This is a genomic window from Streptomyces sp. LUP30 (assembly GCF_001746365.1).
Lineage (GTDB): Bacteria > Actinomycetota > Actinomycetes > Streptomycetales > Streptomycetaceae > Streptomyces.
Window position 1 is genome coordinate 94688 of record NZ_MJAJ01000012.1, and the last position, 26548, is coordinate 121235.

Sequence of the window (26548 nt, forward strand, 5' to 3'; positions counted from 1 at the left end):
CGGCCACGGGCCGCGGCCCGCGGTCGACGGGGCCCGCGGGCCCTCACGGGGGAGGGGTGGACGCCCATGCAGCCGCTCGGAGACGACGAACCCACGACCGTGGGGCCCTACCGGCTGCTCGGCCGGCTCGGCTCCGGCGGGATGGGCCGCGTCTATCTAGGCCGCAGCGTCGGCGGCCGCACGGTCGCCGTCAAGATCGTGCACCCGCACCTCGCGCTGGACGAGGAGTTCCGCGCCCGCTTCCGGCGTGAGGTCGAGGCCGCACGACGGGTCGGCGGCGCATGGACCGCGCCCGTCCTGGACGCCGACCCGGAGGCCGCGGTGCCCTGGGTCGCCACCGGCTACGTGGCCGGGCCCTCGCTCGCCGCGGCGGTCGCCTCCGGCGGCGGGCCGCTGCCCGAACACTCCGTGCGCGTGCTGGGCGCCGGCCTGGCGGAGGCGTTGGCGACCGTGCACGCCCTGGGCCTGGTGCACCGGGACGTGAAGCCGTCCAACGTGCTGCTGACCGTCGACGGCCCGCTGCTCATCGACTTCGGCATCGCCCGTGCGATCGACGGCACGGCCTCGCTCACCTCGACCGGCGTCTCGGTCGGCTCGCCCGGCTACATGGCCCCCGAGCAGATCCTCGGCCGGGGCGCGTCCGGCGCCGCCGACGTCTTCTCCCTCGGCGCGGTCCTGGCGTTCGCGGCCACCGGAAAGCCCCCGTTCCCGGGCGACTCCTCGGCCGCCCTCCTCTACCGGGTCGTCCACGAGGCGCCGGAGCTGGGGAGTCCGCAGGACGCTCTGCGGGGCGAACTGAGGGCCGTGGTCGAGGCATGTCTCGCCAAGGACCCGACCGCTCGGCCGGCGCCTGCCGACATGTCCGCGCGCCTCGCACCCGAGGGCGCGAGCCGGCTGGTGGCCTCCGGCTGGCTGCCGGGCCCCCTGGTGGCACAGGTGAGCCGCAGCGCCGTCCAGCTCCTCAACCTGGAGGGAACGGGGGCGGGAGCTGAACCGGGGACCGGCACGGGGCCGGGGGCGGCGACGGGGGCGGCGGCGACGACGGGTTCGGGCCACGGTACGGACGCGGGCCCGGAGGTGAGGGCGGGCTCCGGGGGGAGCCCGTCGGTGTCCGGCCCGGTGGAGTTCAGCAGTCCGGCGGTGAGGTCGGGCGAACCGTCGGGGGCCGGAGGCGGGTTCGCGGGGTCCCGGGGCGGGTCCTCGGCGTCCCTGGGGGAGTTCGGGCCGCCGCCGGTGATGGACCGGGCGCCCGCCGCTCCGGCTGACGCTGCGGGTGCCGTGCCCGCGCCGCGGGACGCCGAGCCGACGGTGGACGGAGCCGGGCGCCCCGGACGGCTGTCCGTCACCGTGGCGGCCACCGCCACGCCGGGCGAGGGCGGCCGCGGACGACGCCTGAGCTGCAGTGTCGCGCTCGCGGTCGCGGGAGCGCTGGCGGTGGTGACGGTCGGCTCGGTGTTCCTGTTCGACCTGCTTCCCAGCGACGGGGACCACGGCTCCGCCTCCGGCAGCGACGCCCACTCCTCGCCGCCTGCGGCCGCCGAGACCCCGGCCCCCAGCGACGGCGGGACGCCGACCGCGCTCCCGGCCCGCTATGTCGGCACCTGGGAGGGCCAGGGCACCGGCCTCGGCGGCTCCCTCCCGATGGGCACGTTCCGGGTGACCGTCCAACGGGCCGACGTCGGGCAGAAGTTGGGAGAGCTGCGGCAGACGGACGTGCTCGGTGGCGTCTGCCTCGACGTGCTGACGCTGAAGCAGGTGACGAAGAAGGACGTCGTCGCCACGTCGGTCGGCGCGAAGAGCAACCACGGCGGCTGCAACCCCACGGCCCACACGATCCGGCTCACCCCGACCGGCGACGACCTGACCTACGCCTCGGACAGCGCGGCCGAGGGCAATCCGGTCGCGCGCATGTCCCGGGTCGACTAGGAGTCGAGTCGGCGTCGACCTGGGAGTCGAGTCGGCGTCGACCGGGGCAGGCCCCCCGGGCGACTTCCGGGGCGACTTCCGGGGCGACTTCCGGGTGGACCCCGTGGCCGTGCCCCCGGCGGATCCCTACGATCGCTGACGATGAGCACACCTCCCGACGACCTGACGCTGGCCGCCGTCGCCGCGCTGTGGGGCGCCGTGGCCGGGGCACTGCTGCCTCGGGCGGCCTACCGGTTCTCCACGCCGTGGGAGGAGGCCGACGGCGCCTGGCGGACGGACTGCCCGGCCGGCCACCCGATCCGGGGATGGCTCGGACGGGCCCGATGCGCCCGATGCGCCGGACGCGCCGTACGCGACGGTCCTCCCGGCTCGGCGGGACCGGCCGGTCCTGCCAGTCCTCCCGGCTCGGCGGGACCGGAAGGACTGGCGGGACCGGCCGGAGCGGCCGGAGCGGCCGGAGCGGCCGGAGCGGCCGGAGCGGCTGGAGCGGATGAGCCGGATCTCGCGGAGGAGTACGCCCCCGGCGGCGTCCTGCTGCCCGTCCTCACCGCCGTCGTCTGCGCGGCGCTCGCCCTCGCCACCGGCGTCCGGCCCGAACTGGCCGTGTGGCTGGTGCTCGCGCCGGCCGGGGTGCTGCTCGGCGTCGTCGACCTGCGGGTGCGCCGGCTGCCCGATCCGCTCACCCTCCCGCTCGCGGCCGCCGCCCTGGTCCTGCTGGGTCCCGCCGCGCTGCTGCCCGAGCACGCCGGCGACTGGACGACGGCCCTGCTGGGCGCGCTCGCCCTCGGCGCCGGTTACCTCGTCCTGCACCTGATCAACCCCGGAGGCATGGCCTTCGGCGACGTGAAGCTGGCGCTCGGGGCCGGCGCCGTCCTCGGCTGGTACGGCTGGCCCACGGTCATGCTGGGCACGTTCGCGGCGTTCCTGACGGGGGCGTTGTGCGGGGGCGTGCTGGTCGTCGTGAGGCGGACGGGACGCAAGACGCTGATCGCGTTCGGACCGTTCCTGCTCGTCGGGACGCTCGTGGGGCTGCTGGTCGGCGCGTACGCGGCCTGAGGCCCGGGCGTCGAAACGTCTGGCGTAGGCTGGCTCGGGTCCGTCCACAACCCTTGACGAAAGGGACGCTCCCGGTGACCGAGAAGGCCGACCTTCAGTCCGTCCTCGACCGTGCCGCCGCCGGTGGGCGGATCACTCCGGAGGAGGCGCTCGACCTCTACCGCGACGCGCCCCTGCACGCGCTCGGCGCCGCCGCCGACGCCGTACGCCGCCGCCTGTACGCGGGAACCGAGCACATCGCGACGTACATCATCGAGCGGAACATCAACTACACGAACGTGTGCGTCACGGCGTGCAAGTTCTGCGCCTTCTACGCGGCTCCCAAGGACACCGCCAAGGGCTGGACGCGCGACCTCGACGACATCCTGCGCCGCTGCGCCGAGACCGTCGAGCTCGGCGGCACCCAGATCATGTTCCAGGGCGGGCACCACCCGGACTACGGCGTCGAGTACTACGAGAAGCACTTCGCGGCCATCAAGGAGGCGTTCCCGCAGCTGGTGATCCACTCGCTGGGCGCGTCCGAGGTCGAGCACATGGCGCGGATCTCGGAGGTGACGGTCGAGGAGGCCATCACCCGTATCCACGCCGCCGGCCTGGACTCCTTCGCCGGCGCCGGCGCCGAGCTGCTCCCCGCACGTCCGCGCAAGGCCATCGCCCCGCTCAAGGAGTCCGGCGAGCGCTGGCTGGAGATCATGGAGATCGCGCACGGGCTGGGCGTCGAGTCGACGTCCACGATGCTGATGGGCACCGGCGAGACCAACGCCGAGCGCATCGAGCACCTGCGGATGATCCGTGACGTGCAGGACCGCACGGGCGGCTTCCGTGCCTTCATCCCGTACACGTACCAGCCCGAGAACAACCATCTGAAGGGCCGCACCCAGGCGACCCTCTTCGAGTACCTGCGGATGATCGCGATCGCTCGGCTGTTCCTCGACAACGTCCGTCACATCCAGGGGTCCTGGCTGACCACGGGCAAGGAGGTCGGCCAGCTCTCCCTGCACTACGGCGCGGACGACCTCGGCTCGATCATGCTGGAGGAGAACGTCGTCTCGTCGGCCGGCGCCAAGCACCGCTCCAACCGCATGGAGATCATCGACCTGATCCGCAAGGCGGGCCGCGTGCCGGCGCAGCGCGCGACGACGTACGAGCACCTCGTCGTCCACGACGACCCGGCGAACGACCCGGTCGACGAGCGGGTCATGTCCCATATCTCGTCGACGGCGATCGCGGGCGGCACGGCGCACCCCGAGCTGAAGCTCCTCACGTCCAACTAGGCTTCGCATGCTGACCGTTCACGCCGATTCCCGGGGCCGGGCGCTCGCCGTCAAGGGCGCCTGGATCGCCGACGCCGGATCGCCGGAGGAACTCCTCGCCGCCCACCCGGGCGCGCGGGTGCGGACGTGGCCCGGCATCCTGACGCCCGGTCTGATCAACCTGCACGGCAACGAGCTGCTGGAGGAGGCGTACCACCCGGATCCGCGGGAGGCCGACGAACTGGGCGTCGAGCCGCTGACCGGGGACGCGTTGGCGGCGCTCGCCATGGACGACGCCCGCTGGGGCGCGAGCGCCCGGCGCGGGGTTCAGCGCATGCTGGCGCACGGCACGGTCCGGGCGGCCTGCGAGGAACTGCGCAACCGTGCCGTGCGGGACGCCGTGCACCGCACCGGCCTGGCGGTCCTGGGCCGGATCGGCCGGCCCGGCGGGTCGCCCTCGCTCGACCCGTACGCCGCCGGGCTGCCGGTGGAGTTCGCGTCCCCGCGCGAGCGGCACAGCGCGGCCCGGTTCGCCGTGTTCGACGTACGGGACGAGGCCGAGCTCGCGGAGCGCGGCGCGGGCACGTGCGTCGCCACGGTGGTGGACGGCCGCCTCGTGTACCGACGCCGGTAACGCTTTTCCCGAGGCGGGCCTCCCTCTGCGGCCCACCGGTCGGCTACTTCGAGAACGCCTTCGCGAACGCGCCCGAACTCTGCTTCACCCCACTGCAGTTCGTCAGGGCGTCGTCCTTCGCCGAGTCGGCCGCCGAGCACTGCTGGTCCCGGAACGTCGACCACATGGAGACCCAGGAGATCCCCTTCTCCACGGCGAACGCCCGCACCTGCGCCGCGTCCGCGAGGGAGAACGTCTCGCCGTCGACGTCGTTGGTCCCGATCATCGACGTGAGCGCCATGCCCTTCCACGCCTCGGCGTCCGTCGTGCCGAAGACCTTCCTCAACTGCGCCTGGGCCGCCGTCGCCGAGGTGATCGCGTATCCGCCCATGTCACCGGCGTACGACTCGCCGTAGTTCATCGTCATGAGGTTGACGGTGGAGACCTGGACGTCGTACTTGTTCGCGGACGCCAGCAGCGCCAGTCCGTCGGAGTCCAGCCCGGAGGGCATCACCGGAAGAGTGAAGGAGACCTCCAGGCCGGGGCGTTCCTTCTGCAGCGCGGCGATCGCCCGGGAGCGCAGGGCCACCGAGCCGGAGTCGGTCAGCTCGTCGCCCTCGACGTCGAAGTCGGCCTGGCTGGAGCCGGCCGCGTCGAGCGCCTCGCCGTACGCCTGTGTCAGTTCGGAGACGCTGTCGCACGAGGCCGCGAGCTCCGTGCCGGAGGATCCGCCGAAGGAGACGCGCGCCGTCGCGCCGGACTTGGTCAGCGCGGAGACGCGGGACTTCACGGCCGGGTCGCCGATGACGTTCGTGCCGTTCCACGTCGGTGTGCAGGCGCTGCCGCCCGTGATGACGAAGGCCAGGTTGTACGCCGTGGGCGAGCCGGCCGAGTCGTTGTCCGAGGCTTCCACCGCGCTCACGTACGGCGCGTAGGAGGGGCCGGAGGCGTCGGCGTCCGACGGCGCGGCGCCGTCCCGTGGAGAGGTACTGCCGGCACTGCCGCCGGTCCGTCCGGTGGCCGGGGGCGCAGCGTCCGATGCGCTGCCGGATTCCGTGGAGCATCCCGTGACGGCCAAGGCGAACAGGCAGGTCACCCCGGCCGTCGGCATCAGGAAACCCCTCATTGCGTATGCACCCGCTCTCGTGACTTCTGTTCCAGGCCGGAAACAATGCGTGCTTCCGAAAAGGGAATGTCTCACATGGGGGCGGATCGCGCGGTAACAGTGGGCACACAGTCGGTTCATGGACGCAAGCGTGCAAAAGGTGATATCCACCTGCCCAAAAGGGACGATCAAGCGTCCCGTGGCGGGCGGGGTCGCGCAGGATTTCCATGAATCTCTCAGGCAAAGGACAGGTTCACGCGTTTCTCATCGGCCTCTCACAAGCAGTGCAGAGTTTGCGCCACATAAAGGCTCCCTAATATCCGGGGAATGCAATCCGAGCCTGCCATCGAAAGCCGTGCCGCCGCTCGCGGCAGCCGTCGCGGCCGCAAACGTGACGACGGCTCCGCCGAGGGGCCTGTGTTCGTTGACAACTCCGGACGCAGGTCGAAGCTGCTGCGCCGGGTCGGTCTCCTGCTGGGCGTCGGCTGTCTCGCGTACGCGGCCGTCCTCGGCGCCGCGTTCATGGGCTGGGGCACCTCGCTGACCCCGTCCTCGCTGCTGCCTTTCGGCAACGGGGGCCCGCGCGACGCCCAGAACTCCGGCCCCGGCGGAATCCAGCCGCAGGGCCGTGCCGGCACCCCGCCCGCCCGGCCCACCGGGGCCCCGCCCGCGGGCGTCGCCACCGGCGAGGCACCCAGCCAGGCCCCGACCGCGACCGCGCCTGCGACGGCGACCGCCGCCACGGCCGCCAACTGACCGGAGCACAGCCACTTCCATGACGACCACCACCTCCCGCGGCCGCCGCCGCGCCCCGACCCGCATCGAGCGGGCGGCCGGCAGGGCCGCGGCGCTGCAGAAACCGCGCGTCATCCTCGCCCTGCTGCTTCTGCTCGCGCTCACCAGCGTGATGCTCCTCGACGGCTATCTGCGCGCCGAGGTCGGCGGCGACCAGCGCGTGCGCACCGGGGCCGCCTCCGGCGAGGTCCCCGACGATGTCCTCGACGGCGGCCCCATCCTGACCTTCCGCAGCGGCCGGGCCACCACCGTCTCGGTGCCGGACAAGACGATCGCGCTGACCTTCGACGACGGCCCGAACCCGACCTGGACCCCTCAAGTGCTGCGGATCCTCCGGGAGTACGACGTGCCCGCCACGTTCTTCCTGGTCGGCTCGATGGTCTCGCGCTATCCGGGCATCGTCGAGGACATGGTCCAGCAGGGCGACGAGGTGGGCATCCACACCTTCACCCACGTCGACCTCTCCTACCAGTCGCCCGCCCGGGTCCGGCGCGAGATGACGCAGACCCAGCTGGCCCTGGCCGGCGCGGCCGGCATCACCACGACGCTGTTCCGGGCCCCGTACTCCTCCGAGACCGACGCCATCGACGACTACAGCTGGCCGGTCTACAAGGAGCTCGGCGAGGACGGCTACACCAGCGTCTTCGTCGACACCGACAGCGACGACTGGAAGCGGCCGGGCGTCTCGAAGATCGTCAAGTGGGCCACGCCGAAGGCCGGCAAGGGCGCGTCGGTGCTCTTCCACGACGCCGGCGGCGAGCGCTCGCAGACGATCGAGGCGCTGCCGAAGTACATCGAGAAGATGAAGGCCGAGGGCTACACCTTCACCACCATCAGCGGAGTGCTGCAGAAGCAGAACGCGGCGGCTCGCGGCACGACGGCGGCATCCGGCACTACAGGGACGACCGGCGGCACGACGGGGACGACTGGCGGCTCGCCGGGGACGCCGGGGGAGCAGCCCGGTGGACTGCCCGACGGGACGGGCGGGACGGGCGGGACGGGCGACCGTCTGCAGGCCGCCCACCGGGAGGCCACCGGCGTGACCCTCTACGAGGGCAAGGCCCTCATCGCCGCCGTCACCCTCGCCGAGTGGACCGTGCCGACGCTGTCCGTGGGACTGATGGTCGTCGGCGTGGCCGTCCTCGGCCGCTTCGGGATGATGCTGCTCCTGGCGCGCCGCCACCACAGACGGCGCAACAGGCGCCGCTTCAGCTGGGGACCGACGATCACCCGGCCGGTGAGCGTGATCGTCCCGGCGTACAACGAGAAGGAGTGCATCGCCAACACCCTGAAGTCGCTGGCGAAGAGCACCCACCCGATCGAGGTCATCGTCGTGGACGATGGCTCGACCGACGACACCTCCGAGATCGCCCGCGCGGCGGCGACGTCCCTCGGCATGACGAACGTCCGCGTCATCCGCCAGGAGAACGCCGGCAAGCCCGCCGCCCTCAACAACGGCGTCCGCAGCGCGAGCCACGACATCGTCGTGATGATGGACGGCGACACGGTCTTCGAGCCGGAGGCCGTGCACCATCTGGTGCAGCCCTTCGCGAACCCGCAGGTCGGCGCGGTCGCCGGCAACGCGAAGGTCGGCAACCGCGACACGATCATCGGCGCCTGGCAGCACATCGAGTACGTGATGGGCTTCAACCTCGACCGCCGCATGTACGACCTGCTGCGCTGCATGCCGACCATCCCCGGCGCGATCGGGGCGTTCCGCCGCGACGCCGTTCTGGAGGTCGGCGGCATGAGCGACGACACCCTCGCCGAGGACACCGACATCACCATCGCCATGCACCGCGCGGGCCGGCAGGTCGTCTATCAGGAGCACGCCAGGGCCTGGACGGAGGCTCCGGGCTCGCTGAAGCAGCTGTGGTCCCAGCGCTACCGCTGGTCCTACGGCACCATGCAGGCGCTGTGGAAGCACCGCGGGTCCCTGACGGACAAGGGGCCCTCGGGCCGCTTCGGCCGGGTGGGCATGCCGCTCGTGGTGCTCTTCCAGATCGTCACGCCGGTCTTCGCCCCGCTCATCGACGTCTTCACCGTCTACTCGATGATCTTCATCGACTTCCGGGCGGCCCTGCTGGCCTGGCTGGCGGTCCTCGGCATCCAACTGGGCTGCGCCGCCTACGCGTTCCGCCTGGACCGCGAGAAGTACCGCTACCTGCTGATGATGCCGCTGCAGCAGCTGGCCTACCGCCAGATGATGTACCTCGTCCTCATCCACTCCTGCATCACCGCCCTCACCGGGGGCCGTCTGCGCTGGCAGAAGCTGAAGCGCACGGGCGAGGTCGGCACCCCGGCAGGGGTGAGCCGATGAGCTGGGACCAGCAGGGCCACGGCGATCAGTACCGTCAGCAGCCGCAGCACCCCTACGGGTACGAGGGGTACGGGCAACCCCAGCAGTACGGGCAGCCCCCGTACGGGCAATCCCCGTACGGGCAACCCCAGCAGTACGGCGGGCTCCAGCAGTATCCGCAGGAGCCGTATCCGCAGGAGCAGGCGGAGCCCAGGGAGTACGGGCAGGCCGTCGCCGTCGAGGAAACGGCGCCTCCGCCCACGACGGAGGCCGCGCCACCGGTCGGGCCCGCCGCTCCCCAGCGTGACCGCTACTTCGACACCCTTCGCGCCCTCGCCCTGATCAGGGTCGTCGCCTATCACACCTTCGGCTGGGCCTGGGCGGGCATGGTCTTCCCCTCCATGGGGATCATGTTCGGCCTGGCCGGCACCCTGATGGCGAAATCCCTGGAGCGGCCGGCCGTGAAGGTGGTCAGGAGCCGCCTGCGCCGGCTCCTGCCGCCGTTCTGGTTCTGGGGCGTCTTCGTCGTCCTGGCGATGCTGGTGCACGACTGGATGCCGGGCTGGGAGATCGTCTACTGGGTCGTGCCGCTGGGCGACCCGCCGGGCAACGCCTGGGGCGAGCAGGCCTGGGAGATCCTCTGGTACCTGCGGACGTACCTCTGGTTCGTCCTGCTCTCGCCGCTGCTGCTGCGGCTCTTCCGGCTCGCGCCGGCCGTCCTCCTGGCACTCTCCCTCACGCCGATCCTGGTGCTGACCTTCGTGTGGGCGGGCCCGGACAACCGCGTCGGCACCGCGCTGTGGGACCTGTCGACGTACCTCTTCTGCTGGATGCTCGGTTTCGCGCACCATGACGGCGTCCTGCAGCGGATGAAGCCGGCCCTGGTCGTCTTCGCGTCCCTGGCGGCGATCGGGTTCGGCGGCTGGTACGCCTTCACGCACCAGGCCGGGTCCGGCACCTACGACCTGGACGAGAACCCGCTCGCGCAGGCCTTCTGGTCCGCCGGCTTCGTCATGCCGCTGATGTGGGCCAAGGCGTACTTCGGCATCGACTTCGCCTGGCTCACGCGGTTCAGGCGGACGAACCGGATCGTGACCGTCTTCAACGCGCGGGCGGTGACGATCTACCTCTGGCACGAGATCGCCCTGATCCTGGCCGTGCCGCTGATCGACCGGTTCTGGGACGTCCCCGCGTTCGAGACGTACCTGCCGTTGGACAGCCAGTGGTTCCTGTTCGGCGTGGGCTGGCTGCTGATCGGCGTCTTCGTGCTGCTGTGCGGATGGGTCGAGGACCTCGCGGCGCGGAAGAAGCCGAGGCTCCTGCCGTGAGCCGGCGGGGGCCGGGCTGCCACAATGGGCGGGTGACCCGCGCTTCCCTGAACAAGCAGCCCAACGAAGTCGCCTCGATGTTCGACCGCGTGGCGGAACGGTACGACGTGACCAACGACGTGCTGTCCCTCGGCCAGGACCGCAGGTGGCGCAAGGAGGTCGCCAAGGCGGTCGACGCCCGGCCCGCGCAGAAGGTCCTTGACCTCGCCGCCGGCACGGCCACCTCGTCGCTCCCCTTCGCGCAGACCGGCGCCTACGTCGTCCCCTGCGACTTCTCGCTCGGCATGCTCCAGGTCGGGAAAAGGAAGCACACCTGGCTGCCGTTCACGGCCGGGGACGCGACGAGACTGCCGTTCAAGGACGACACCTTCGACGCCGTCACCATCTCCTTCGGCCTGCGCAACGTGCAGGACTTCGACTCGGCGCTGCGTGAGATGCACCGGGTGACCAGGCCCGGCGGCCGGGTCGTCATCTGCGAGTTCTCGCACCCCACCTGGGCGCCCTTCCGGACCGTCTACACCGAGTACCTGATGCGGGCCCTGCCGCCGGTCGCCCGCGCGGTCTCCTCCAATCCCGACGCCTATGTCTACCTGGCCGAGTCGATCCGCGCCTGGCCCGACCAGCCCGCCCTCGCCGAGCATCTGCGCAAGGCCGGTTGGTCGAACGTCGCCTGGCGCAACCTGACAGGCGGCGTGGTCACCCTGCACCGAGGCTTCAAGGAGGCCTGATCGGTACGGCCTGATCGGTTCGGCCCGATCGGGCCGGGACTGATCGGTTCGGGACTGATCGGTTCGGTCCGTGCGGTCCGGGCCGTGCGGACCGGTCCGCACGGTTCGGGGCCGACCGGTCCCGTGTCAGCGGACGATCGTCTCGAAAGGGTCGTGGGACCGGTCCAGTTCGCGCTGGAGCCCGCCCCCTCCTGGTCTCGGCACGCGCGGCTCGCGCACGCCCGCGCCGCCGCCGCCCTCCCCGTCGGAGAAGTCGAACCACACCGTGACCACGGCGCCGCGCGGAACCTCGACGCCCGGCGGCGGATACTGCCGTACGACGTGGTCGACGACCGCGTTGCGAAAGTCGGGCCGGTCCGGTGCGGCCAGCAGCACGCCCTGCGCAGCGGCCGCCTCGCGCGCGTCCATGGCCATCAGGCCGACCAGCCTGGGCACACGCACGTCGGGTGTTTTGGGTGGAATGAGCACAGATGTCACCCCCAGCGGTACTGGCAGGGTAACCGCCCGGGGGGCCGTCCGGAAGCGTCAGGTGTCGTTCTGTAGCCGACGGCCACGCAGGGTCACAAGACGAGCCGGTAGCAGCGCCCCTCCCGGTCCGGCTCCGGGGTGGTGAAGACCTCCGCGAGCCGCATCCCCAGCCGCTGTGTGACGGCGATGGACCGCTCGTTGCGCGCGTCGACCATCGCCACCACTCCCGGGGCCCCGGCGGCCCGCACCCGCTCCAGGGTCATCTGCGCCGCCGCCGTCACATAGCCGTGCCCCCAGTGCTGCCGCCCGAGCCGCCATCCGATCTCGATCTCGCCCCGGGGCCCCCACTCCCAGGGCCACGGCTGGGCTCCGGTGAAGCCGAGCACCCGGTCGTCGCGGTCCAGCATCGTCCACAGACAGAAGCCGCGTTCGGCGTCGTGCCGGCGCTGGCGGGCGGTGAGCTCCTCGTAGACCGACAGTTCCGCGGATCTGCCCCCCTGGAACTCCATCACGTCCGGGTCGTCGAAGACCCGGTGCCAGGCGACCGCGTCCTCGTCCGTCGGAACGCGCAGCCGTACCAGGGGCAGAGCTCGGTTCACGGGGCAGCCCTTCAGCCAGGTGATCACTTCTGCTGAATAGACTGCCCATGTCCAGTGCCGGTCGGCACGCAGATTCCGAACTTGGGGAGATCCCGCCGTGACCGCCGTGAACGAGCCCCACGCCGAGCCCTTCTCCGAGACCACCGCCGATGTGATCGTCGTCGGCGCGGGACCGGCCGGCTCCACGACCGCCTACTACCTCGCCAAGGCCGGACTCGACGTACTCCTCCTCGAGAAGACCGAGTTCCCGCGCGAGAAGGTCTGCGGCGACGGCCTCACCCCGCGCGCCACGAAGCAGCTCGTGGCCATGGGCATCGACATCTCCGAGGAAGCCGGCTGGCTGCGCAACAAGGGCCTGAGGATCATCGGCGGCGGGGTGCGGTTGCAGCTCGACTGGCCCGATCTCGCCTCCTTCCCCGACTACGGCCTCGTCCGCAAGCGCGACGACTTCGACGAGCAGCTCGCCCGGCAGGCCCAGAAGGCCGGCGCCCGCCTCTACGAGCGCTGCAACGTCGGCGCGCCGATCCTCGACGAACGCACCGGCCGTATCACCGGTGTGCACGCCAAGCTGGGGGAGGAGAAGCGCGAAGTCACCTTCCGCGCCCCGCTCGTGGTGGCCGCCGACGGCAACTCCACCCGCCTCTCCCTCGCGATGGGCCTGCACCGCCGTGAGGACCGCCCGATGGGCGTCGCGGTCCGCACCTACTTCACCTCTCCGCGCCACGAGGACGACTATCTGGAGTCCTGGCTGGAGCTGTGGGACCGCCGGGGCCCGGGTGAGGACCGGCTGCTGCCCGGTTACGGCTGGATCTTCGGCATGGGCGACGGAACGTCCAACGTCGGCCTGGGCGTGCTGAACACCTCCGACTCCTTCAAGGAACTCGACTGGCGCGAGGTCCTCAAGGCCTGGTGCGCGTCCATGCCGGAGGACTGGGGGTACACCCCCGAAAACATGACCGGCCCGATCCGCGGCGCGGCCCTGCCGATGGCCTTCAACCGCAAGCCGCACTACACCAAGGGGCTGCTGCTGGTCGGCGACGCCGGCGGCCTGGTGAACCCCTTCAACGGCGAGGGCATCGCGTACGCCATGGAATCCGGCCAGATCGCCGCCGACGTCATCGTTCAGGCCCATGCCCGGGCCACCCCCGGCCAGCGCGAACTCGCCCTGCAGCGCTACCCGCAGATCCTCGCGGACACCTACGGCGGCTACTACACGCTGGGGCGGGCGTTCGTGAAGCTCATCGGCAACCCGAAGGTCATGAAGATCGCGGCACAGCGCGGTCTGACCCATCCGCTGCTGATGAAGTTCACCCTGAAGATGCTCGCCAACCTGACGGACCCCACGGGCGGCGACGCGATGGACCGCATCATCAACGGCCTGAGCAAGGTGGCCCCCAAGGCCTGACCTCCCACCGGGACGGTGCGGATCCGTCGCTCGGCGGCCCGGCGTGCGAAGACCTTCGTCCCGTCGGCCCGCCCCCTGCCCACGCACTGACGATGTATCCGACATGTCGGACACTCTCGTGATGTGCCGGTCACCCAGGCGATGCACCGATGGAGGGGGGAATGTCCGGATGAATGCCCCCGGTGCGGCGGCGACTTGGCGCGTCGGAACTCGTGCGCGCGACGGAGCGCCACCTCCGACTCGTGGCCACGTCCGACTCGGGGCCCTCATCCGACTCGCGGCCCCCATCCGGCTCGGGGCTCCCGCCCGGTTCAGGGCGGCTCGCCCCCGCTCGGCCACCTCCCTGGCCGTGCGGGCCCGTTCAGGCGCGCTGAGGGCCCGCTGAGGGCCGTGCCGGGCCGCGCCGGGGGCAACCCGAAGGGCCGCTGCCCCCGAGCGGCTGCGGCCCTTGCGTGTGTGCGGCGCCCTCACGGGCGCGCCGAGTGGGTGTCAGAGCACCCGGACCGCGCCGGTCGGCGGGTCGTAGGACAGCGGCTTCTCCGCCACACCGGTGGAGGGGTTCTGCGCGCCGACGAACATGCCGTCGCCGACGTACACCGCCACGTGGTACGCGCTGCCCGCGCTGCCCCAGTACAGGATGTCGCCCGGCTGCAGGTTGTCCAGGGAGACCTGGGTGCCGGCGGTCGACTGGTCCTGCGAGACGCGCGGCAGGTCGATGCCCACCTGCTTGAAGGCGGTCTGCATCAGCCCCGAGCAGTCCCACGAGTTGGGGCCGGTGCCACCGGAGACGTAGGCGTCGCCGATCTGTGCCTTCACGAAGGCGATGACAGCCGCGGCCGAACCGGTCGCGTGGGAGCTGCTCGTGCTGGTGAAGGTGTTGCTGCTCGCCGAGGCGGACAGCGTGGTCCGGTCGGCGGAGCGCGTGGCGCGCTCGGCGGCGGCCCTGCGGGCGGCCTCGGCCTTCTGCTTGGCCTCGGCCTTGGCGTGCGCGAGGTCCTTGTTGGCCTCCTTGGCGGCTGCCGCGGCGGCCGCGTCACGCTCGGCGTGCAGCTGGTAGTTCGCCGCGGCCTGCTGTGTGGCCTGGGCGGACTGTGCGACCTGGGCGGCCAGGTCACCGGTGAGCACGGGCAGTTCGAGCGTCTGCGTCACCGGCTCGGCGGCGTTGGCCGTGCCTGCTGCTGCGGCGACGGCCAGCGTGCCGAGGACACCACTGGCGACTCCGGCCCGCATCGCGATCGTCGACGCGCTGCGGCGGGGTTTCCGGTGGCTGCGTATGTGAGCGGTGTGGGACATGGGTACAACCGGTATCAGGGGCTCCTCCATACCTACAAGAAACGTGTGCTGCGCCACAGTTGTTCAACGGGTGCCGCAAATTCGTGTTCTGCCGTTCTTTATTGACGCCGTAACGGACATTGCGGACGCGGGTGATCAAGCCTGTGATCATGGGCTTTCGTCGTTACGCCCGGATTGCCCGCCGCCTACCATCGGTCACGACCGTTGGCCAAGCCCGCTTCTTAAGCGGCCCTCACGGGTGTGGCGGAGGTCACGGAACGGTTACCGGAGCGGAGGCGTCCCGCGCATGCGGTGCCATTCGTTCCGCTCGTGAACGCGTGCACGCGTCCACACCGTGAGTCGGGGCTCCCTCTGATGTGTGAACGCGGGTCACTACCAGGACGCCGCGTCCAGCTCCAATTTGCATGCAAGGGAACCCTCTTGATATTGAGACGCCCCCTGTCGCCTGCGATGACGAGCGAAAATGTCACTTCTTGTGATCACTCTGACGCTTCGCGTATGAAGATCACTGCTGATACGACTTCATGATCCTTCGTCAGGTGGTGGAGATCACAAAGCTTGTGTAATACCCCGTGTCGCAGATCACAGAGCGGCGGGCATAGGATGCGAGGCAGTTGGGCTTGTGACCTGCTTCACATGTTCGCGATCTTCGTCAGGACGGGCGGAGTGGGCGGCGCGGTGGGGCGGCATCGAGTCCGACGCCATCGCCAGCAGTCAGTGCCGACTGAGAGGAGCGAGGAGCGGTGAACGCTTATGCGCCCATCCTCGTACTGGGAGCCCTCGGAGCAGGCTTTGCGATCTTCTCCGTGGTCATGGCCACGCTGATCGGGCCGAAGCGCTACAACCGCGCCAAGCTCGAGGCCTATGAGTGCGGAATCGAGCCGACCCCCACGCCGGCCGGCGGCGGGCGCTTCCCGATCAAGTACTACCTGACGGCGATGCTCTTCATCGTCTTCGACATCGAGATCGTCTTCCTCTACCCCTGGGCCGTCACCTTCGACGCCCTGGGTGTCTTCGGGCTCGTGGAGATGCTGCTCTTCGTGCTCACCGTCTTCGTGGCGTACGCGTACGTATGGCGGCGCGGCGGCCTGGAATGGGACTGAGGGGCCTTTAAGTCATGGGACTCGAAGAAAAACTGCCGAGCGGCTTCCTGCTGACCACCGTCGAGCAGGCCGCGGGCTGGGTGCGCAAGGCGTCCGTCTTCCCCGCCACCTTCGGCCTCGCCTGCTGCGCCATCGAGATGATGACCACCGGCGCGGGCCGCTACGACCTGGCCCGCTTCGGCATGGAGGTCTTCCGCGGTTCGCCCCGCCAGGCGGACCTGATGATCGTGGCAGGCCGGGTGAGCCAGAAGATGGCGCCGGTGCTGCGGCAGGTCTACGACCAGATGCCGAACCCCAAGTGGGTCATCTCCATGGGCGTGTGCGCCTCCTCCGGCGGCATGTTCAACAACTACGCGATCGTCCAGGGCGTCGATCACATCGTCCCCGTCGACATCTATCTCCCGGGCTGCCCGCCGCGCCCCGAGATGCTGATGGACGCGATCCTCAAGCTCCACCAGAAGATCCAGAACACCAAGCTGGGCGTGAACGCCGAGGAGGCGGCCCGCGAGGCGGAGGAAGCGGCGCTCAAGGCCCTGCCCATGATCGAGATGAAGGGGCTGCTGCGGTGAGCGACGCGAACGGCACCCACGGCGCGAACGGCTCCTCGAACGGGGTGAACCCCGAGAAGGACCTCTCCGCCTCCAACCTCCCCGGCCAGCGCGGCCAGGGCGGGGAGGAGGTCCGCGTCCAGCGCGGCATGTTCGGCGCCGACAACGGCGGAGACACCTCCGGCTACGGCGGCCTGGTCCGCTCGGTCCGGCTTCCCGGCGCCACGAACCGCCCCTACGGCGGCTGGTTCGACGAGGTCGCCGACGAACTCGAGGGCGCGCTGGAGGAGCAGGGCCTGCTCCCGGAGAACGCGATCGAGAAGACGGTCGTCGACCGCGGCGAGCTCACGTTCCACGTCGAGCGCGAGCACCTGCTGCGCGTCGCCCGCACCCTGCGCGACGACCCGGCCCTGCGCTTCGAACTCTGCACCGGCGTCTCCGGCGTGCACTACCCCAACGACAAGGGGCGCGAGCTGCACGCCGTCTACCACCTGCGCTCGATCACCCACAACCGGCTGATCCGCCTGGAGGTCAGCGCCCCGGACGCCGAGCCGCACGTCCCGTCCCTGGTCTCCGTGTACCCCACGAACGACTGGCACGAGCGCGAGACCTACGACTTCTTCGGAATCGTCTTCGACGGTCACCCGGCCCTGACGCGGATCATGATGCCCGACGACTGGCCGGGCCATCCGCAGCGCAAGGACTACCCCCTCGGCGGCATCCCCGTCGAGTACAAGGGCGCCCAGATCCCGGCTCCGGACCAGCGGAGGTCGTACTCATGAGCACTCCCAACCCGTCGCCCGGCCACCACCCCTCATCGAGTCCCTCCGGGACCACCTCCTCGATGGCGTCCGCCCGTGAGACCACCGAGGGCACGGTATACACGGTCACCGGTGGCGACTGGGACGAGGTCGTGCAGTCCGCGGCCCGCGCCGACGACGAGCGCATCGTCGTCAACATGGGCCCCCAGCACCCCTCCACCCACGGAGTGCTCCGCCTCATCCTGGAGATCGAGGGCGAGACGGTCACCGAGGCCCGCTGCGGCATCGGCTACCTCCACACCGGCATCGAGAAGAACCTCGAGTACCGCACGTGGACCCAGGGCACCACGTTCGTGACGCGCATGGACTACCTGACGTCCTTCTTCAACGAGACCGCCTACTGTCTCGCCGTCGAGAAGCTCCTGGGCGTCGAGGACCAGATCACCGAGCGCGCCAAGATCATCCGGGTGCTCCTGATGGAGCTGAACCGGCTGTCGTCCCACCTGGTGTGCATCGCCACCGGCGGCATGGAGCTCGGCGCCACCACGATCATGATCTACGGATTCCGTGATCGTGAAATGATTCTCGACATCTACGAGCTCATCACGGGCCTGCGGATGAACCACGCGTACATCCGCCCCGGCGGACTCGCCCAGGACCTGCCGCCCGGCGCGGTGGACCAGATCCGCGAGTTCGTGAAGAAGATGAAGAAGAACCTCCCCGAGTACGACAAGCTCGCCACCGGGAACCCCATCTTCAAGGCCCGTATGCAGGACGTCGGCTATCTCGACCTGGCCGGCTGCATGGCCCTCGGCGCCACCGGCCCGATCCTGCGCTCCACCGGCCTGCCTCACGACCTGCGCAAGACACAGCCCTACTGCGACTACGAGACGTACGAATTCGACGTCCCGACCGCGGACTCCTGCGACTCCTACGGCCGCTTCCTCATCCGCCTGGAGGAGATGCGGCAGTCGCTGCGGATCGTGGAGCAGTGCCTGGACCGGCTCCAGCCCGGCCCGGTCATGGTCGCCGACCGGAAGATCGCCTGGCCCGCTCAGCTCGCCCTGGGCCCCGACGGTCTCGGCAACTCCCTCGACCACATCAAGAAGATCATGGGCACCTCCATGGAGGCCCTGATCCACCACTTCAAGCTGGTCACCGAGGGCTTCCGCGTGCCGCCGGGACAGGCGTACGCGGCGGTCGAGTCGCCCAAGGGCGAACTGGGGGTGCACGCCGTCTCCGACGGAGGCACCCGCCCCTACCGGGTCCACTTCCGGGACCCGTCCTTCACCAACCTGCAGGCCATGGCGGCGATGTGCGAGGGCGGCCAGGTCGCCGACGTCATCGTCGCCGTCGCGTCCATCGACCCCGTGATGGGAGGCGTCGACCGGTGACCACCTCTTCTTCCGAGCGGGGCGTCAGCCTGGGCATGCCCGAGCTGCCCGCACCCGCCTACCCGGACGACGTCCGAGCCCGACTGGAGGCGGACGCGCGCGAGATCATCGCCCGCTACCCCGATTCCCGGTCCGCGCTCCTGCCGTTGCTGCACCTCGTGCAGTCGGAGGAGGGGCACGTCACGCGCACCGGGATGCGGTTCTGCGCGGACGTGCTGGACCTGACGACGGCCGAGGTCACGGCGGTCGCCACCTTCTACACCATGTACCGCCGCCGCCCCAGCGGCGACTACCAGGTAGGGGTGTGCACCAACACGCTGTGCGCGGTGATGGGCGGGGACGCGATCTTCGAGGGGCTCCAGGAGTACCTGGGTGTCGGCAACGGTGAGACCACCGACGACGGGAAGATCACTCTGGAGCACATCGAGTGCAACGCGGCCTGCGACTTCGCGCCGGTCGTGATGGTCAACTGGGAGTTCTTCGACAACCAGACCGTGCAGAGCGCGAAGCGCCTGGTCGACGACCTGCGGACCGGAGGCACCGTCTCACCCACGCGAGGTGCGCCGCTGTGCACGTTCAAGGAGACGGCCCGGATCCTGGCGGGCTTCCCCGACGAGCGGGAGGGTGCCGTCGAGGCGAGCGGCGGAGCGGGACCGGCGTCGCTGGTGGGTCTTCGCCTGGCAAGGGGAGAGACCGCACCCGCGCGCGTGGTCCATCCACGCGACGGCGGGCCGCACGACCAGCCGCAGGGCAAGGCCCCGAGCGACGCGACACCGCACGACCCGTCGCCCGGCGAGCACCTGAGTTCGCATGACGCGCCGCAGGACACGTCGGCCTCCGACCCGGCCCACCCGGCAGGGCCTACCGCCGAGGAGGGGGAGTGATGACCTTGGCACCCGAGCTGAAAGGCAGCAGCCCCGAGAAGCTGCTCGCACCCGTGTTGTCGGCCTTCTGGGACGAGGACAAGTCCTGGAGCCTCGACGTCTACCGGAGGCACGAAGGGTACGAGGGCCTTCGCAAGGCGCTCGCCATGTCGCCGGACGACCTGATCGCCTACGTCAAGGACTCCGGTCTGCGAGGGCGGGGCGGCGCGGGATTCCCCACCGGAATGAAATGGCAGTTCATTCCCCAGGGGGATGGAAAGCCGCACTATCTAGTTGTCAACGCCGACGAATCGGAGCCCGGGACCTGCAAGGACATCCCGCTCCTCTTCGCGAACCCGCACAGCCTCATCGAGGGCATGGTGATCGCGTGTTATGCCATCAGGTCGTCTCATGCCTTCATCTATCTACGGGGTGAAGTCGTCCCTGTTCTGCGGCGGCTGCACGAGGCCGTGCGCGAGGCCCGTGCGGCGGGCTACCTCGGCGAGAACATCCTGGGCAGTGGACTCGACCTCGAAATCACCGTGCACGCCGGCGCCGGCGCGTACATCTGCGGTGAGGAGACCGCACTGCTCGACTCGCTCGAAGGCCGCCGTGGTCAACCGCGGCTTCGTCCCCCCTTTCCTGCGGTCGCGGGCCTCTATGCGTGCCCGACTGTGGTGAATAACGTCGAGTCGATCGCGTCAGTTCCCGCGATCCTGAAAAACGGCAAGGAATGGTTCAGGTCGATGGGAAGCGAGAAGTCCCCGGGCTTCACGCTCTACTCCCTCAGCGGCCATGTCGCCAGCCCCGGCCAGTACGAGGCGCCGCTCGGCATCACGCTGCGCCAGCTCCTGGAGATGAGCGGCGGAATGCGACCCGGGCACCGGCTCAAGTTCTGGACGCCGGGCGGGTCCTCGACGCCGATGTTCACCGACGAGCACCTCGACGTCCCTCTTGACTACGAAGGAGTGGGCGCCGCGGGTTCCATGCTCGGCACGAAAGCCCTGCAGTGCTTCGACGAGACGACGTGCGTCGTGCGGGCCGTGACCCGCTGGACCGAGTTCTACGCCCACGAGTCCTGCGGCAAGTGCACCCCGTGCCGCGAAGGCACCTACTGGCTCGTGCAGTTGCTGCGGGACATCGAAGCCGGCAAGGGGGTCCTCTCCGACCTCGACAAGCTCAACGACATCGCCGACAACATCAACGGCAAGTCCTTCTGCGCCCTCGGCGACGGCGCCGCCTCGCCGATCTTCTCCTCGCTGAAGTACTTCCGCGAGGAGTACGAGGAGCACATCACGGGCCGGGGCTGCCCCTTCGACCCGGCCAAGTCGACGGTCTGGGCGGACAAGCACACGGAGGTGAACGCATGACGGTGACCACCAGCGCTCCCTCCGGAGGCGGCGAGGCGGCGGTCCCGCCGGAAGATCTCGTCACGCTGAGCATCGACGGCGCCGAGATCAGCGTGCCCAAGGGCACTCTGGTCATCCGGGCCGCCGAGCAGCTCGGCATCGAGATCCCCCGCTTCTGCGACCATCCCCTCCTCGATCCGGCCGGCGCCTGCCGGCAGTGCATCGTCGAGGTCGAGGGCCAGCGCAAGCCCATGGCATCCTGCACCATCACCTGCACCGACGGCATGGTGGTGAAGACCCACCTCACCTCGCCCGCGGCCGAGAAGGCGCAGCACGGCGTGATGGAGCTGCTCCTCATCAACCACCCGCTGGACTGTCCGGTCTGCGACAAGGGCGGCGAGTGCCCCCTGCAGAACCAGGCCATGTCGCACGGTCAGGCCGAGTCCCGGTTCGAGGGCCGCAAGCGTACGTACGAAAAGCCCGTCCCGATCTCCACGCAGGTGCTGCTCGACCGCGAGCGGTGCGTGCTGTGCGCCCGCTGCACCAGGTTCTCCAACCAGGTGGCGGGCGACCCGATGATCGAGCTGATCGAGCGGGGCGCGCTCCAGCAGGTCGGCACCGGCGAGGGCGACCCCTTCGAGTCGTACTTCTCCGGCAACACCATCCAGATCTGCCCGGTCGGCGCGCTGACCTCGGCGGCCTACCGGTTCCGCTCCCGGCCCTTCGACCTGGTCTCCTCGCCGTCGGTCTGCGAGCACTGCTCCGGCGGCTGCGCCACACGCACCGACCACCGGCGCGGCAAGGTCATGCGGCGCCTGGCCGCCAACGACCCCGAGGTCAACGAGGAGTGGATCTGCGACAAGGGGCGGTTCGCCTTCCGGTACGCGCAACAGCGGGACCGGCTGGAGACGCCACGGGTGCGCAACGCCGAGGGAGACCTCGTGCCGGCTTCCTGGCCGGAGGCGTTGCAGATCGCGGCCCAGGGGTTGCTGGCCTCGCGCGGCAGGACCGGCGTCCTGACCGGCGGTCGGCTCACCATCGAGGACGCCTACGCGTACAGCAAGTTCGCGCGCGTGGCGCTCGACACCAACGACGTCGACTTCCGCGCGCGGGTGCACAGCAGTGAGGAGGCCGACTTCCTGGCCGCCCACGTCGCCGGCCGCGGTCGTGACCTCGACGGCGGGGGCGTCACGTACACCCTCCTGGAGAAGGCGCCGACGGTTCTGCTGGCGGGGTTCGAGTCGGAGGAGGAGGCGCCCGGCGTCTTCCTGCGGTTGCGCAAGGCCTGGCGCAAGCACGGGCAGCGGGTGTTCTCGCTGGGCACCCACGCCACCCGGGGCCTCGAGAAGGCGGGCGGCACGCTGCTGCCGGCGGCTCCGGGCACCGAGACGGAGTGGCTGGACGCGCTCGCGAGCGGTGTCGGCCTGCAGGACGCGGGCGGCACGGCCGCCGAGGCGCTGCGGGCCCCGGGCGCGGTGATCGTCGTCGGAGAGCGGCTCGCCGGGGTTGCCGGTGCCCTCACCGCCGCGGTGCGGGCCGCCGCGGCGACGGGCGCCCGGCTGGTGTGGATTCCGCGCCGGGCGGGGGAGCGGGGCGCGATCGAGGCGGGCGCACTGCCCTCCCTCCTGCCGGGCGGCCGTCCGGCCACCGACCCCCGCGCGCGGGACGAGGTCGCCGCGGCCTGGGGCCTGGCCGAACTCCCGCACCGTTACGGCCGTGACACCGGGCAGATCATCGAGGCCGCGGTGTCCGGCGAACTCCAGGCGCTGCTCGTCGCCGGCGTCGAGGTCGCGGACCTGCCCGACCCGGCACGCGCGCGTGCGGCGCTGGCCGAGGCCGGCTTCGTGGTGTCGCTGGAGCTGAGGCCCGGCGAGGTCACCGAGCACGCCGACGTCGTGCTGCCGGTGGCCGCGGTCGCCGAGAAGGCCGGCGCGTTCCTCAACTGGGAGGGCAGGGTGCGCTTCTTCGAGGCCGCGCTGAAGCCCGACCAGATGACCCGCCGTGGGGCGCCGGCCGACGCGCGTGTGCTGCAGATGCTCGCGGACGCCATGGACGTCCATCTCGGACTGCCGGATCTGCGCACCGCGCGCGCGGAGCTCGACCGGCTCGGAGCCTGGGACGGCCCGCGGGCCGCCGCCCCCGTGGAGACGGCCGCTCAGCTGCCGCGACCCGCGGCCGGGGAGGCGGTGCTCGCAGGGCACCGCCTGCTGCTCGACCAGGGCGTCCTGCAGCAGGGTGACGAGGCGCTCGCCGGGACCCGGCACGCCGCACGCGCGCGTGTGTCGGCCGCCACGGCCGCCGAGGCGGGCGTCAAGGACGGCGACCTGCTCGCCGTCACCGGTCCCGCCGGGGTGGTCGAACTGCCGCTGCAGATCACCGAGATGCCCGACCGGGTCGTCTGGCTGCCGCTGAACTCCATCGGCAGGGGTGTCGCATCCGATGCCGGGGCCACGCCCGGTTCCCTCGTCCGCATCGGCCCGGCGACGCTCGCCGCCGACGCCCCCAAGGAGGTGGAGGCATGAGCCCGTACCTCGCCGCTGAAGACCTCTCGATGTTCGGCCGCGACCCCTGGTGGCTGGTCGTCGTCAAGGCGGTGTTCTGCTTCGCCTTCCTGATGATCACCGTGCTGTTCTCCATCGTGTGGGAACGCAAGGTCGTCGCCTGGATGCAGTTGCGCATCGGCCCCAACCGGCACGGCCCCTGGGGCATGCTGCAGTCGCTCGCCGACGGCATCAAGCTGATGCTGAAGGAAGACCTGATCGTCAAACGCGCGGACAAGGTGGTGTACGTCCTCGCGCCGATCGTCGCGGCCATCCCGGCCTTCATGGCGATCGCCGTGATCCCCTTCGGGCCGGCCGGCAACGAGATCTCGATCTTCGGCCGGCGCACCACGATGCAGCTCACCGACCTGCCGATCGCGATGCTCTACATCCTCGCGGTCGCCTCGGTCGGCATCTACGGCATCGTCCTGGCGGGGTGGAGCTCCGGCTCCACGTACCCGCTGCTGGGCGGTCTGCGGTCGTGCGCGCAGATGATCTCCTACGAGATCGCCATGGGCGCCGCGTTCGCCTCGGTGTTCCTCTACTCGGGGTCGATGTCGACGTCGACGATCGTCGAGCAGCAGCACGACCGCTGGTACATCCTCCTGTTGCCGGTCTCCTTCATCCTGTACATCGTCACGATGGTCGGCGAGACCAACCGCGCTCCGTTCGACATGCCGGAGTCCGAGGGCGACCTGGTCGGCGGCTTCAACACCGAGTACTCGTCGATCAAGTTCGCGATGTTCATGCTCGCCGAGTACGTGAACATGGTGACGGTCTCCGCCGTGTCGACCACGCTCTTCCTCGGCGGCTGGCGGGCTCCCTGGCCGATCAGCGCCTTCTGGGAGGGCGCGAACCACGGCTGGTGGCCGATGCTCTGGTTCGTCGTCAAGGTGCAGCTGCTGTTGTTCTTCTTCATCTGGCTGCGCGGCACGCTTCCCCGCGTCCGCTACGACCAGCTGATGAAGCTCGGCTGGAAGGTCCTGATCCCCGTCTCGGTGACGTGGCTGATGCTCGTCGCGACCGTGCGGACGCTGCGCAACGAGAACTACGACTTCGCCGACATCTTCCTCTACGTCGGCGGCGGCGTCCTGGTCCTGCTGTTGCTCTCCTTCGTCGTGGACATGTTCCGCAACGGCGGGAAGAGCGCGCAGGAGCCGGCCGAGCCGGTCGGCTTCGACCCCATGGCGGGCGGGTTCCCCGTCCCGCCGCTGCCGGGACAGGAGCTCCCCCCGGTGCCCAGGCGCAGTCCGCGCCGGGAGCGGGAGCTCATTGTCAGTGGCGGGGTGGACACTGTGAGTGACGGATCGCGACAGGGAAAGGAGGCGTCCGATGGCTGAGGAGCCCAAGGAGGCCGGGCAGACGACGCCTGGTTTCCAGAACCCGGTGGCCGGCTTCGGCGTGACCTTCAAGGCCATGTTCAAGAAGCGGCTGACCGAGCAGTACCCGGAGCAGGAGAAGACCACGGCTCCCCGGTTCCACGGGCGGCACCAGCTCAACCGCCATCCGGACGGTCTGGAGAAGTGCGTCGGCTGTGAGCTGTGCGCCTGGGCCTGCCCCGCCGACGCCATCTACGTGGAGGGCGCCGACAACACCGACGAGGAGCGTTACTCGCCGGGTGAGCGGTACGGGCGCGTCTATCAGATCAACTACGCCCGGTGCATTCTGTGCGGCCTGTGCATCGAGGCTTGTCCCACGCGCGCGTTGACGATGACGAACGAGTTCGAACTCGCCGACTCCAGCCGCGCCAACCTGATCTACACCAAGGAGCAACTGCTCGCGGGCCTGGACGACGGCATGGTGGACTCCCCCCACGCCATCTACCCCGGCACGGACGAACAGGACTACTACCGGGGCCTGGTGACGGAGGCCGCGCCCGGCACGGAGCGCCAGGTGGCCGTCTCCAAGGGCGAGGTCCCGCAGGAAGCCGACTCCACCTTCGGTCCGGACGAGCCGGCCTCGGAGGAGGTGATCCGCCGATGAGCGCGCAGCTCGCCGCCTATTCCACCTCCACCGGTGAGGCCTTCCAGTTCTGGGTGCTCGGCACCGTCGCCGTCGTCGGCGCCCTGTGCACCGTCTTCATGAAGAAGGCCGTGCACAGCGCGCTCTGTCTCGCCGGCACCATGATCATTCTGGCGATCTTGTATCTCGCCAACGGCGCCTACTTCCTGGGCATCGTGCAGATCGTCGTCTACACCGGCGCGATCATGATGCTGTTCCTGTTCGTGGTGATGCTGGTCGGCGTCACCGCGGCGGACTCCCTGAAGGAGACCATCAAGGGACAGCGCTGGCTGGCCCTCCTCAGCGGTCTGGGGTTCGGCGTCCTGCTGATCGCCGGCATCGGCCACGCCTCTCTGACGGAGTTCACCGGCCTGACCGAGGCGAACGCGCACGGCAATGTGGAGGGCCTCGCCACCCTCATCTTCACCAAGTACGTCTTCGCCTTCGAGATCACCGGCGCCCTGCTCATCACGGCCGCCGTCGGCGCCATGGTGCTCACCCACCGCGAGCGCACCGAGCGCGCCCTGACCCAGCGCGAGCTGTCCGAGCGGCGGGTGCGCGAGGGCAAGCATGTGCCTCCGCTGCCGGCGCCGGGCGTGTACGCGCGGCACAACGCCGTGGACGTCCAGGGCCTGCTGCCCGACGGCACGCCCTCTGAGCTCACGGTCAGCAGGACACTGCGCGAGCGCGGTCAGATCCGTGACGTGTCCGCCGAGGCGCTCAACGACCTCAAGGCCCTGGAACAGCGCGCGGAGGAGCGCCTGGAGCGGGCCGCGATCGAGCCGCCGCACCTGAAGCGGACGGAGGAGGCGTCGAAGTGAATCCCGTCAACTACCTCTATCTCGCGGCCCTGTTGTTCACGATCGGTGCGACGGGTGTGCTGATCAGGCGCAACGCGATCGTCGTCTTCATGTGCATCGAGCTCATGCTCAACGCCTGCAACCTCGCGTTCGTCACCTTCTCCCGGATGCACGGCAATCTCGACGGCCAGATCATCGCGTTCTTCACGATGGTCGTCGCCGCCGCGGAGGTCGTGGTCGGACTCGCGATCATCGTGTCGCTGTTCCGTTCCCGCCACTCGGCCTCGGTCGACGACGCCAGCCTGATGAAGCTGTAAGGGG

The 26548-nt window shown here is 70.3% G+C and carries 24 protein-coding genes; 20 read left to right on the forward strand and 4 right to left on the reverse strand.

Annotation, left to right across the window (positions count from 1 at the left end):
* Positions 1 to 66: 66 nt before the first annotated feature.
* The 4 genes from BG482_RS13095 (at position 67) to BG482_RS13110 (ending at position 4869) form a co-directional block, all read left to right on the forward strand.
* The gene (locus BG482_RS13095; RefSeq protein ID WP_069769161.1) at positions 67 to 1926 is read left to right on the forward strand and encodes a serine/threonine-protein kinase; all 1860 of its coding nucleotides are present in this window, start codon (positions 67 to 69) and stop codon (positions 1924 to 1926) included.
* 141 nt (positions 1927 to 2067) lie between these two features.
* Positions 2068 to 2982, forward strand: a complete 915-nt coding sequence (locus BG482_RS13100) for a prepilin peptidase (RefSeq protein ID WP_069769162.1) — start codon at positions 2068 to 2070, stop codon at positions 2980 to 2982.
* 74 nt (positions 2983 to 3056) lie between these two features.
* Entirely contained in the window at positions 3057 to 4256 is a 1200-nt protein-coding gene (mqnC, locus tag BG482_RS13105) for a cyclic dehypoxanthinyl futalosine synthase (RefSeq protein ID WP_069769163.1), read from the forward strand.
* Between the two features lie 7 nt (positions 4257 to 4263).
* Entirely contained in the window at positions 4264 to 4869 is a 606-nt protein-coding gene (locus BG482_RS13110; RefSeq protein ID WP_069769164.1) for a hypothetical protein, read from the forward strand.
* 43 nt (positions 4870 to 4912) lie between these two features.
* Here BG482_RS13110 and BG482_RS13115 read toward each other — a convergent pair whose 3' ends face one another.
* Complete coding sequence (locus BG482_RS13115) at positions 4913 to 5974, reverse strand: chitinase (RefSeq protein WP_069769165.1); 1062 nt, start codon at positions 5972 to 5974, stop codon at positions 4913 to 4915.
* Positions 5975 to 6280: 306 nt separating this feature from the next.
* Here BG482_RS13115 and BG482_RS13120 point away from each other — a divergent pair, with 306 nt between their 5' ends.
* From BG482_RS13120 to BG482_RS13135, 4 genes are read left to right on the forward strand one after another with little or no spacing between them, the layout of a single operon-like run.
* On the forward strand, positions 6281 to 6709 hold the full coding sequence (locus tag BG482_RS13120; protein WP_079141780.1) for a hypothetical protein: 429 nt from the start codon (positions 6281 to 6283) through the stop codon (positions 6707 to 6709).
* 19 nt (positions 6710 to 6728) lie between these two features.
* On the forward strand, positions 6729 to 9068 hold the full coding sequence (locus BG482_RS13125) for a bifunctional polysaccharide deacetylase/glycosyltransferase family 2 protein (RefSeq protein WP_069769167.1): 2340 nt from the start codon (positions 6729 to 6731) through the stop codon (positions 9066 to 9068).
* The gene (locus tag BG482_RS13130) at positions 9065 to 10375 is read left to right on the forward strand and encodes an acyltransferase family protein (RefSeq protein ID WP_069769168.1); all 1311 of its coding nucleotides are present in this window, start codon (positions 9065 to 9067) and stop codon (positions 10373 to 10375) included. The genes BG482_RS13125 and BG482_RS13130 overlap by 4 nt, the downstream gene beginning before the upstream one ends.
* Before the next feature lie 32 nt (positions 10376 to 10407).
* Positions 10408 to 11103 carry a demethylmenaquinone methyltransferase gene (locus BG482_RS13135; protein ID WP_069769169.1) on the forward strand — a complete coding sequence of 232 codons (696 nt, stop codon included), beginning with the start codon at positions 10408 to 10410 and terminating at the stop codon, positions 11101 to 11103.
* A 126-nt stretch (positions 11104 to 11229) separates the two neighbouring features.
* Here BG482_RS13135 and BG482_RS13140 read toward each other — a convergent pair whose 3' ends face one another.
* Positions 11230 to 11544: a PASTA domain-containing protein gene (locus tag BG482_RS13140; RefSeq protein WP_069769170.1), complete on the reverse strand. Its 315-nt coding sequence runs from the start codon at positions 11542 to 11544 to the stop codon at positions 11230 to 11232.
* 119 nt (positions 11545 to 11663) lie between these two features.
* Complete coding sequence (locus BG482_RS13145; RefSeq protein ID WP_069769214.1) at positions 11664 to 12170, reverse strand: GNAT family N-acetyltransferase; 507 nt, start codon at positions 12168 to 12170, stop codon at positions 11664 to 11666.
* 97 nt (positions 12171 to 12267) lie between these two features.
* On the opposite strand from BG482_RS13145, the gene BG482_RS13150 reads away from it, so the two are divergent.
* Positions 12268 to 13575, forward strand: coding sequence for a geranylgeranyl reductase family protein (locus tag BG482_RS13150; protein ID WP_370745778.1), 1308 nt, complete (start codon positions 12268 to 12270; stop codon positions 13573 to 13575).
* A gap of 489 nt (positions 13576 to 14064) precedes the next feature.
* Here the strand turns inward: BG482_RS13150 and BG482_RS13155 are convergent, their stop codons facing one another.
* Positions 14065 to 14868, reverse strand: coding sequence for a C40 family peptidase (locus BG482_RS13155; protein ID WP_069769171.1), 804 nt, complete (start codon positions 14866 to 14868; stop codon positions 14065 to 14067).
* A gap of 743 nt (positions 14869 to 15611) precedes the next feature.
* Between BG482_RS13155 and BG482_RS13160 the strand changes: the two genes are divergently transcribed.
* The 11 genes from BG482_RS13160 to nuoK are packed head-to-tail and all read left to right on the forward strand — an operon-like array spanning position 15612 to position 26544.
* Positions 15612 to 15971, forward strand: coding sequence for an NADH-quinone oxidoreductase subunit A (locus tag BG482_RS13160; protein ID WP_007383963.1), 360 nt, complete (start codon positions 15612 to 15614; stop codon positions 15969 to 15971).
* A gap of 14 nt (positions 15972 to 15985) precedes the next feature.
* On the forward strand, positions 15986 to 16540 hold the full coding sequence (locus tag BG482_RS13165) for an NADH-quinone oxidoreductase subunit B family protein (RefSeq protein WP_069769172.1): 555 nt from the start codon (positions 15986 to 15988) through the stop codon (positions 16538 to 16540).
* A complete protein-coding gene (locus BG482_RS13170; RefSeq protein WP_069769173.1) occupies positions 16537 to 17301 on the forward strand; it encodes an NADH-quinone oxidoreductase subunit C in 765 nt (254 codons plus the stop codon). The genes BG482_RS13165 and BG482_RS13170 overlap by 4 nt, the downstream gene beginning before the upstream one ends.
* Positions 17298 to 18674, forward strand: coding sequence for an NADH-quinone oxidoreductase subunit D (locus BG482_RS13175; RefSeq protein WP_079141781.1), 1377 nt, complete (start codon positions 17298 to 17300; stop codon positions 18672 to 18674). The genes BG482_RS13170 and BG482_RS13175 overlap by 4 nt, the downstream gene beginning before the upstream one ends.
* Complete coding sequence (gene nuoE, locus BG482_RS13180; protein ID WP_069769175.1) at positions 18671 to 19558, forward strand: NADH-quinone oxidoreductase subunit NuoE; 888 nt, start codon at positions 18671 to 18673, stop codon at positions 19556 to 19558. Before BG482_RS13175 ends, nuoE begins: the two co-directional genes overlap by 4 nt.
* Entirely contained in the window at positions 19555 to 20907 is a 1353-nt protein-coding gene (gene nuoF, locus BG482_RS13185) for an NADH-quinone oxidoreductase subunit NuoF (RefSeq protein ID WP_176741363.1), read from the forward strand. Before nuoE ends, nuoF begins: the two co-directional genes overlap by 4 nt.
* Positions 20904 to 23408, forward strand: a complete 2505-nt coding sequence (locus BG482_RS13190; RefSeq protein WP_069769177.1) for an NADH-quinone oxidoreductase subunit G — start codon at positions 20904 to 20906, stop codon at positions 23406 to 23408. The genes nuoF and BG482_RS13190 overlap by 4 nt, the downstream gene beginning before the upstream one ends.
* Positions 23405 to 24766: an NADH-quinone oxidoreductase subunit NuoH gene (nuoH, locus tag BG482_RS13195; protein WP_069769178.1), complete on the forward strand. Its 1362-nt coding sequence runs from the start codon at positions 23405 to 23407 to the stop codon at positions 24764 to 24766. Before BG482_RS13190 ends, nuoH begins: the two co-directional genes overlap by 4 nt.
* Complete coding sequence (gene nuoI / locus BG482_RS13200; protein ID WP_069769179.1) at positions 24759 to 25409, forward strand: NADH-quinone oxidoreductase subunit NuoI; 651 nt, start codon at positions 24759 to 24761, stop codon at positions 25407 to 25409. The genes nuoH and nuoI overlap by 8 nt, the downstream gene beginning before the upstream one ends.
* Positions 25406 to 26248, forward strand: coding sequence for an NADH-quinone oxidoreductase subunit J (locus tag BG482_RS13205; RefSeq protein ID WP_069769180.1), 843 nt, complete (start codon positions 25406 to 25408; stop codon positions 26246 to 26248). Before nuoI ends, BG482_RS13205 begins: the two co-directional genes overlap by 4 nt.
* On the forward strand, positions 26245 to 26544 hold the full coding sequence (gene nuoK, locus BG482_RS13210; RefSeq protein WP_020130147.1) for an NADH-quinone oxidoreductase subunit NuoK: 300 nt from the start codon (positions 26245 to 26247) through the stop codon (positions 26542 to 26544). Before BG482_RS13205 ends, nuoK begins: the two co-directional genes overlap by 4 nt.
* Positions 26545 to 26548 lie beyond the last annotated feature (4 nt).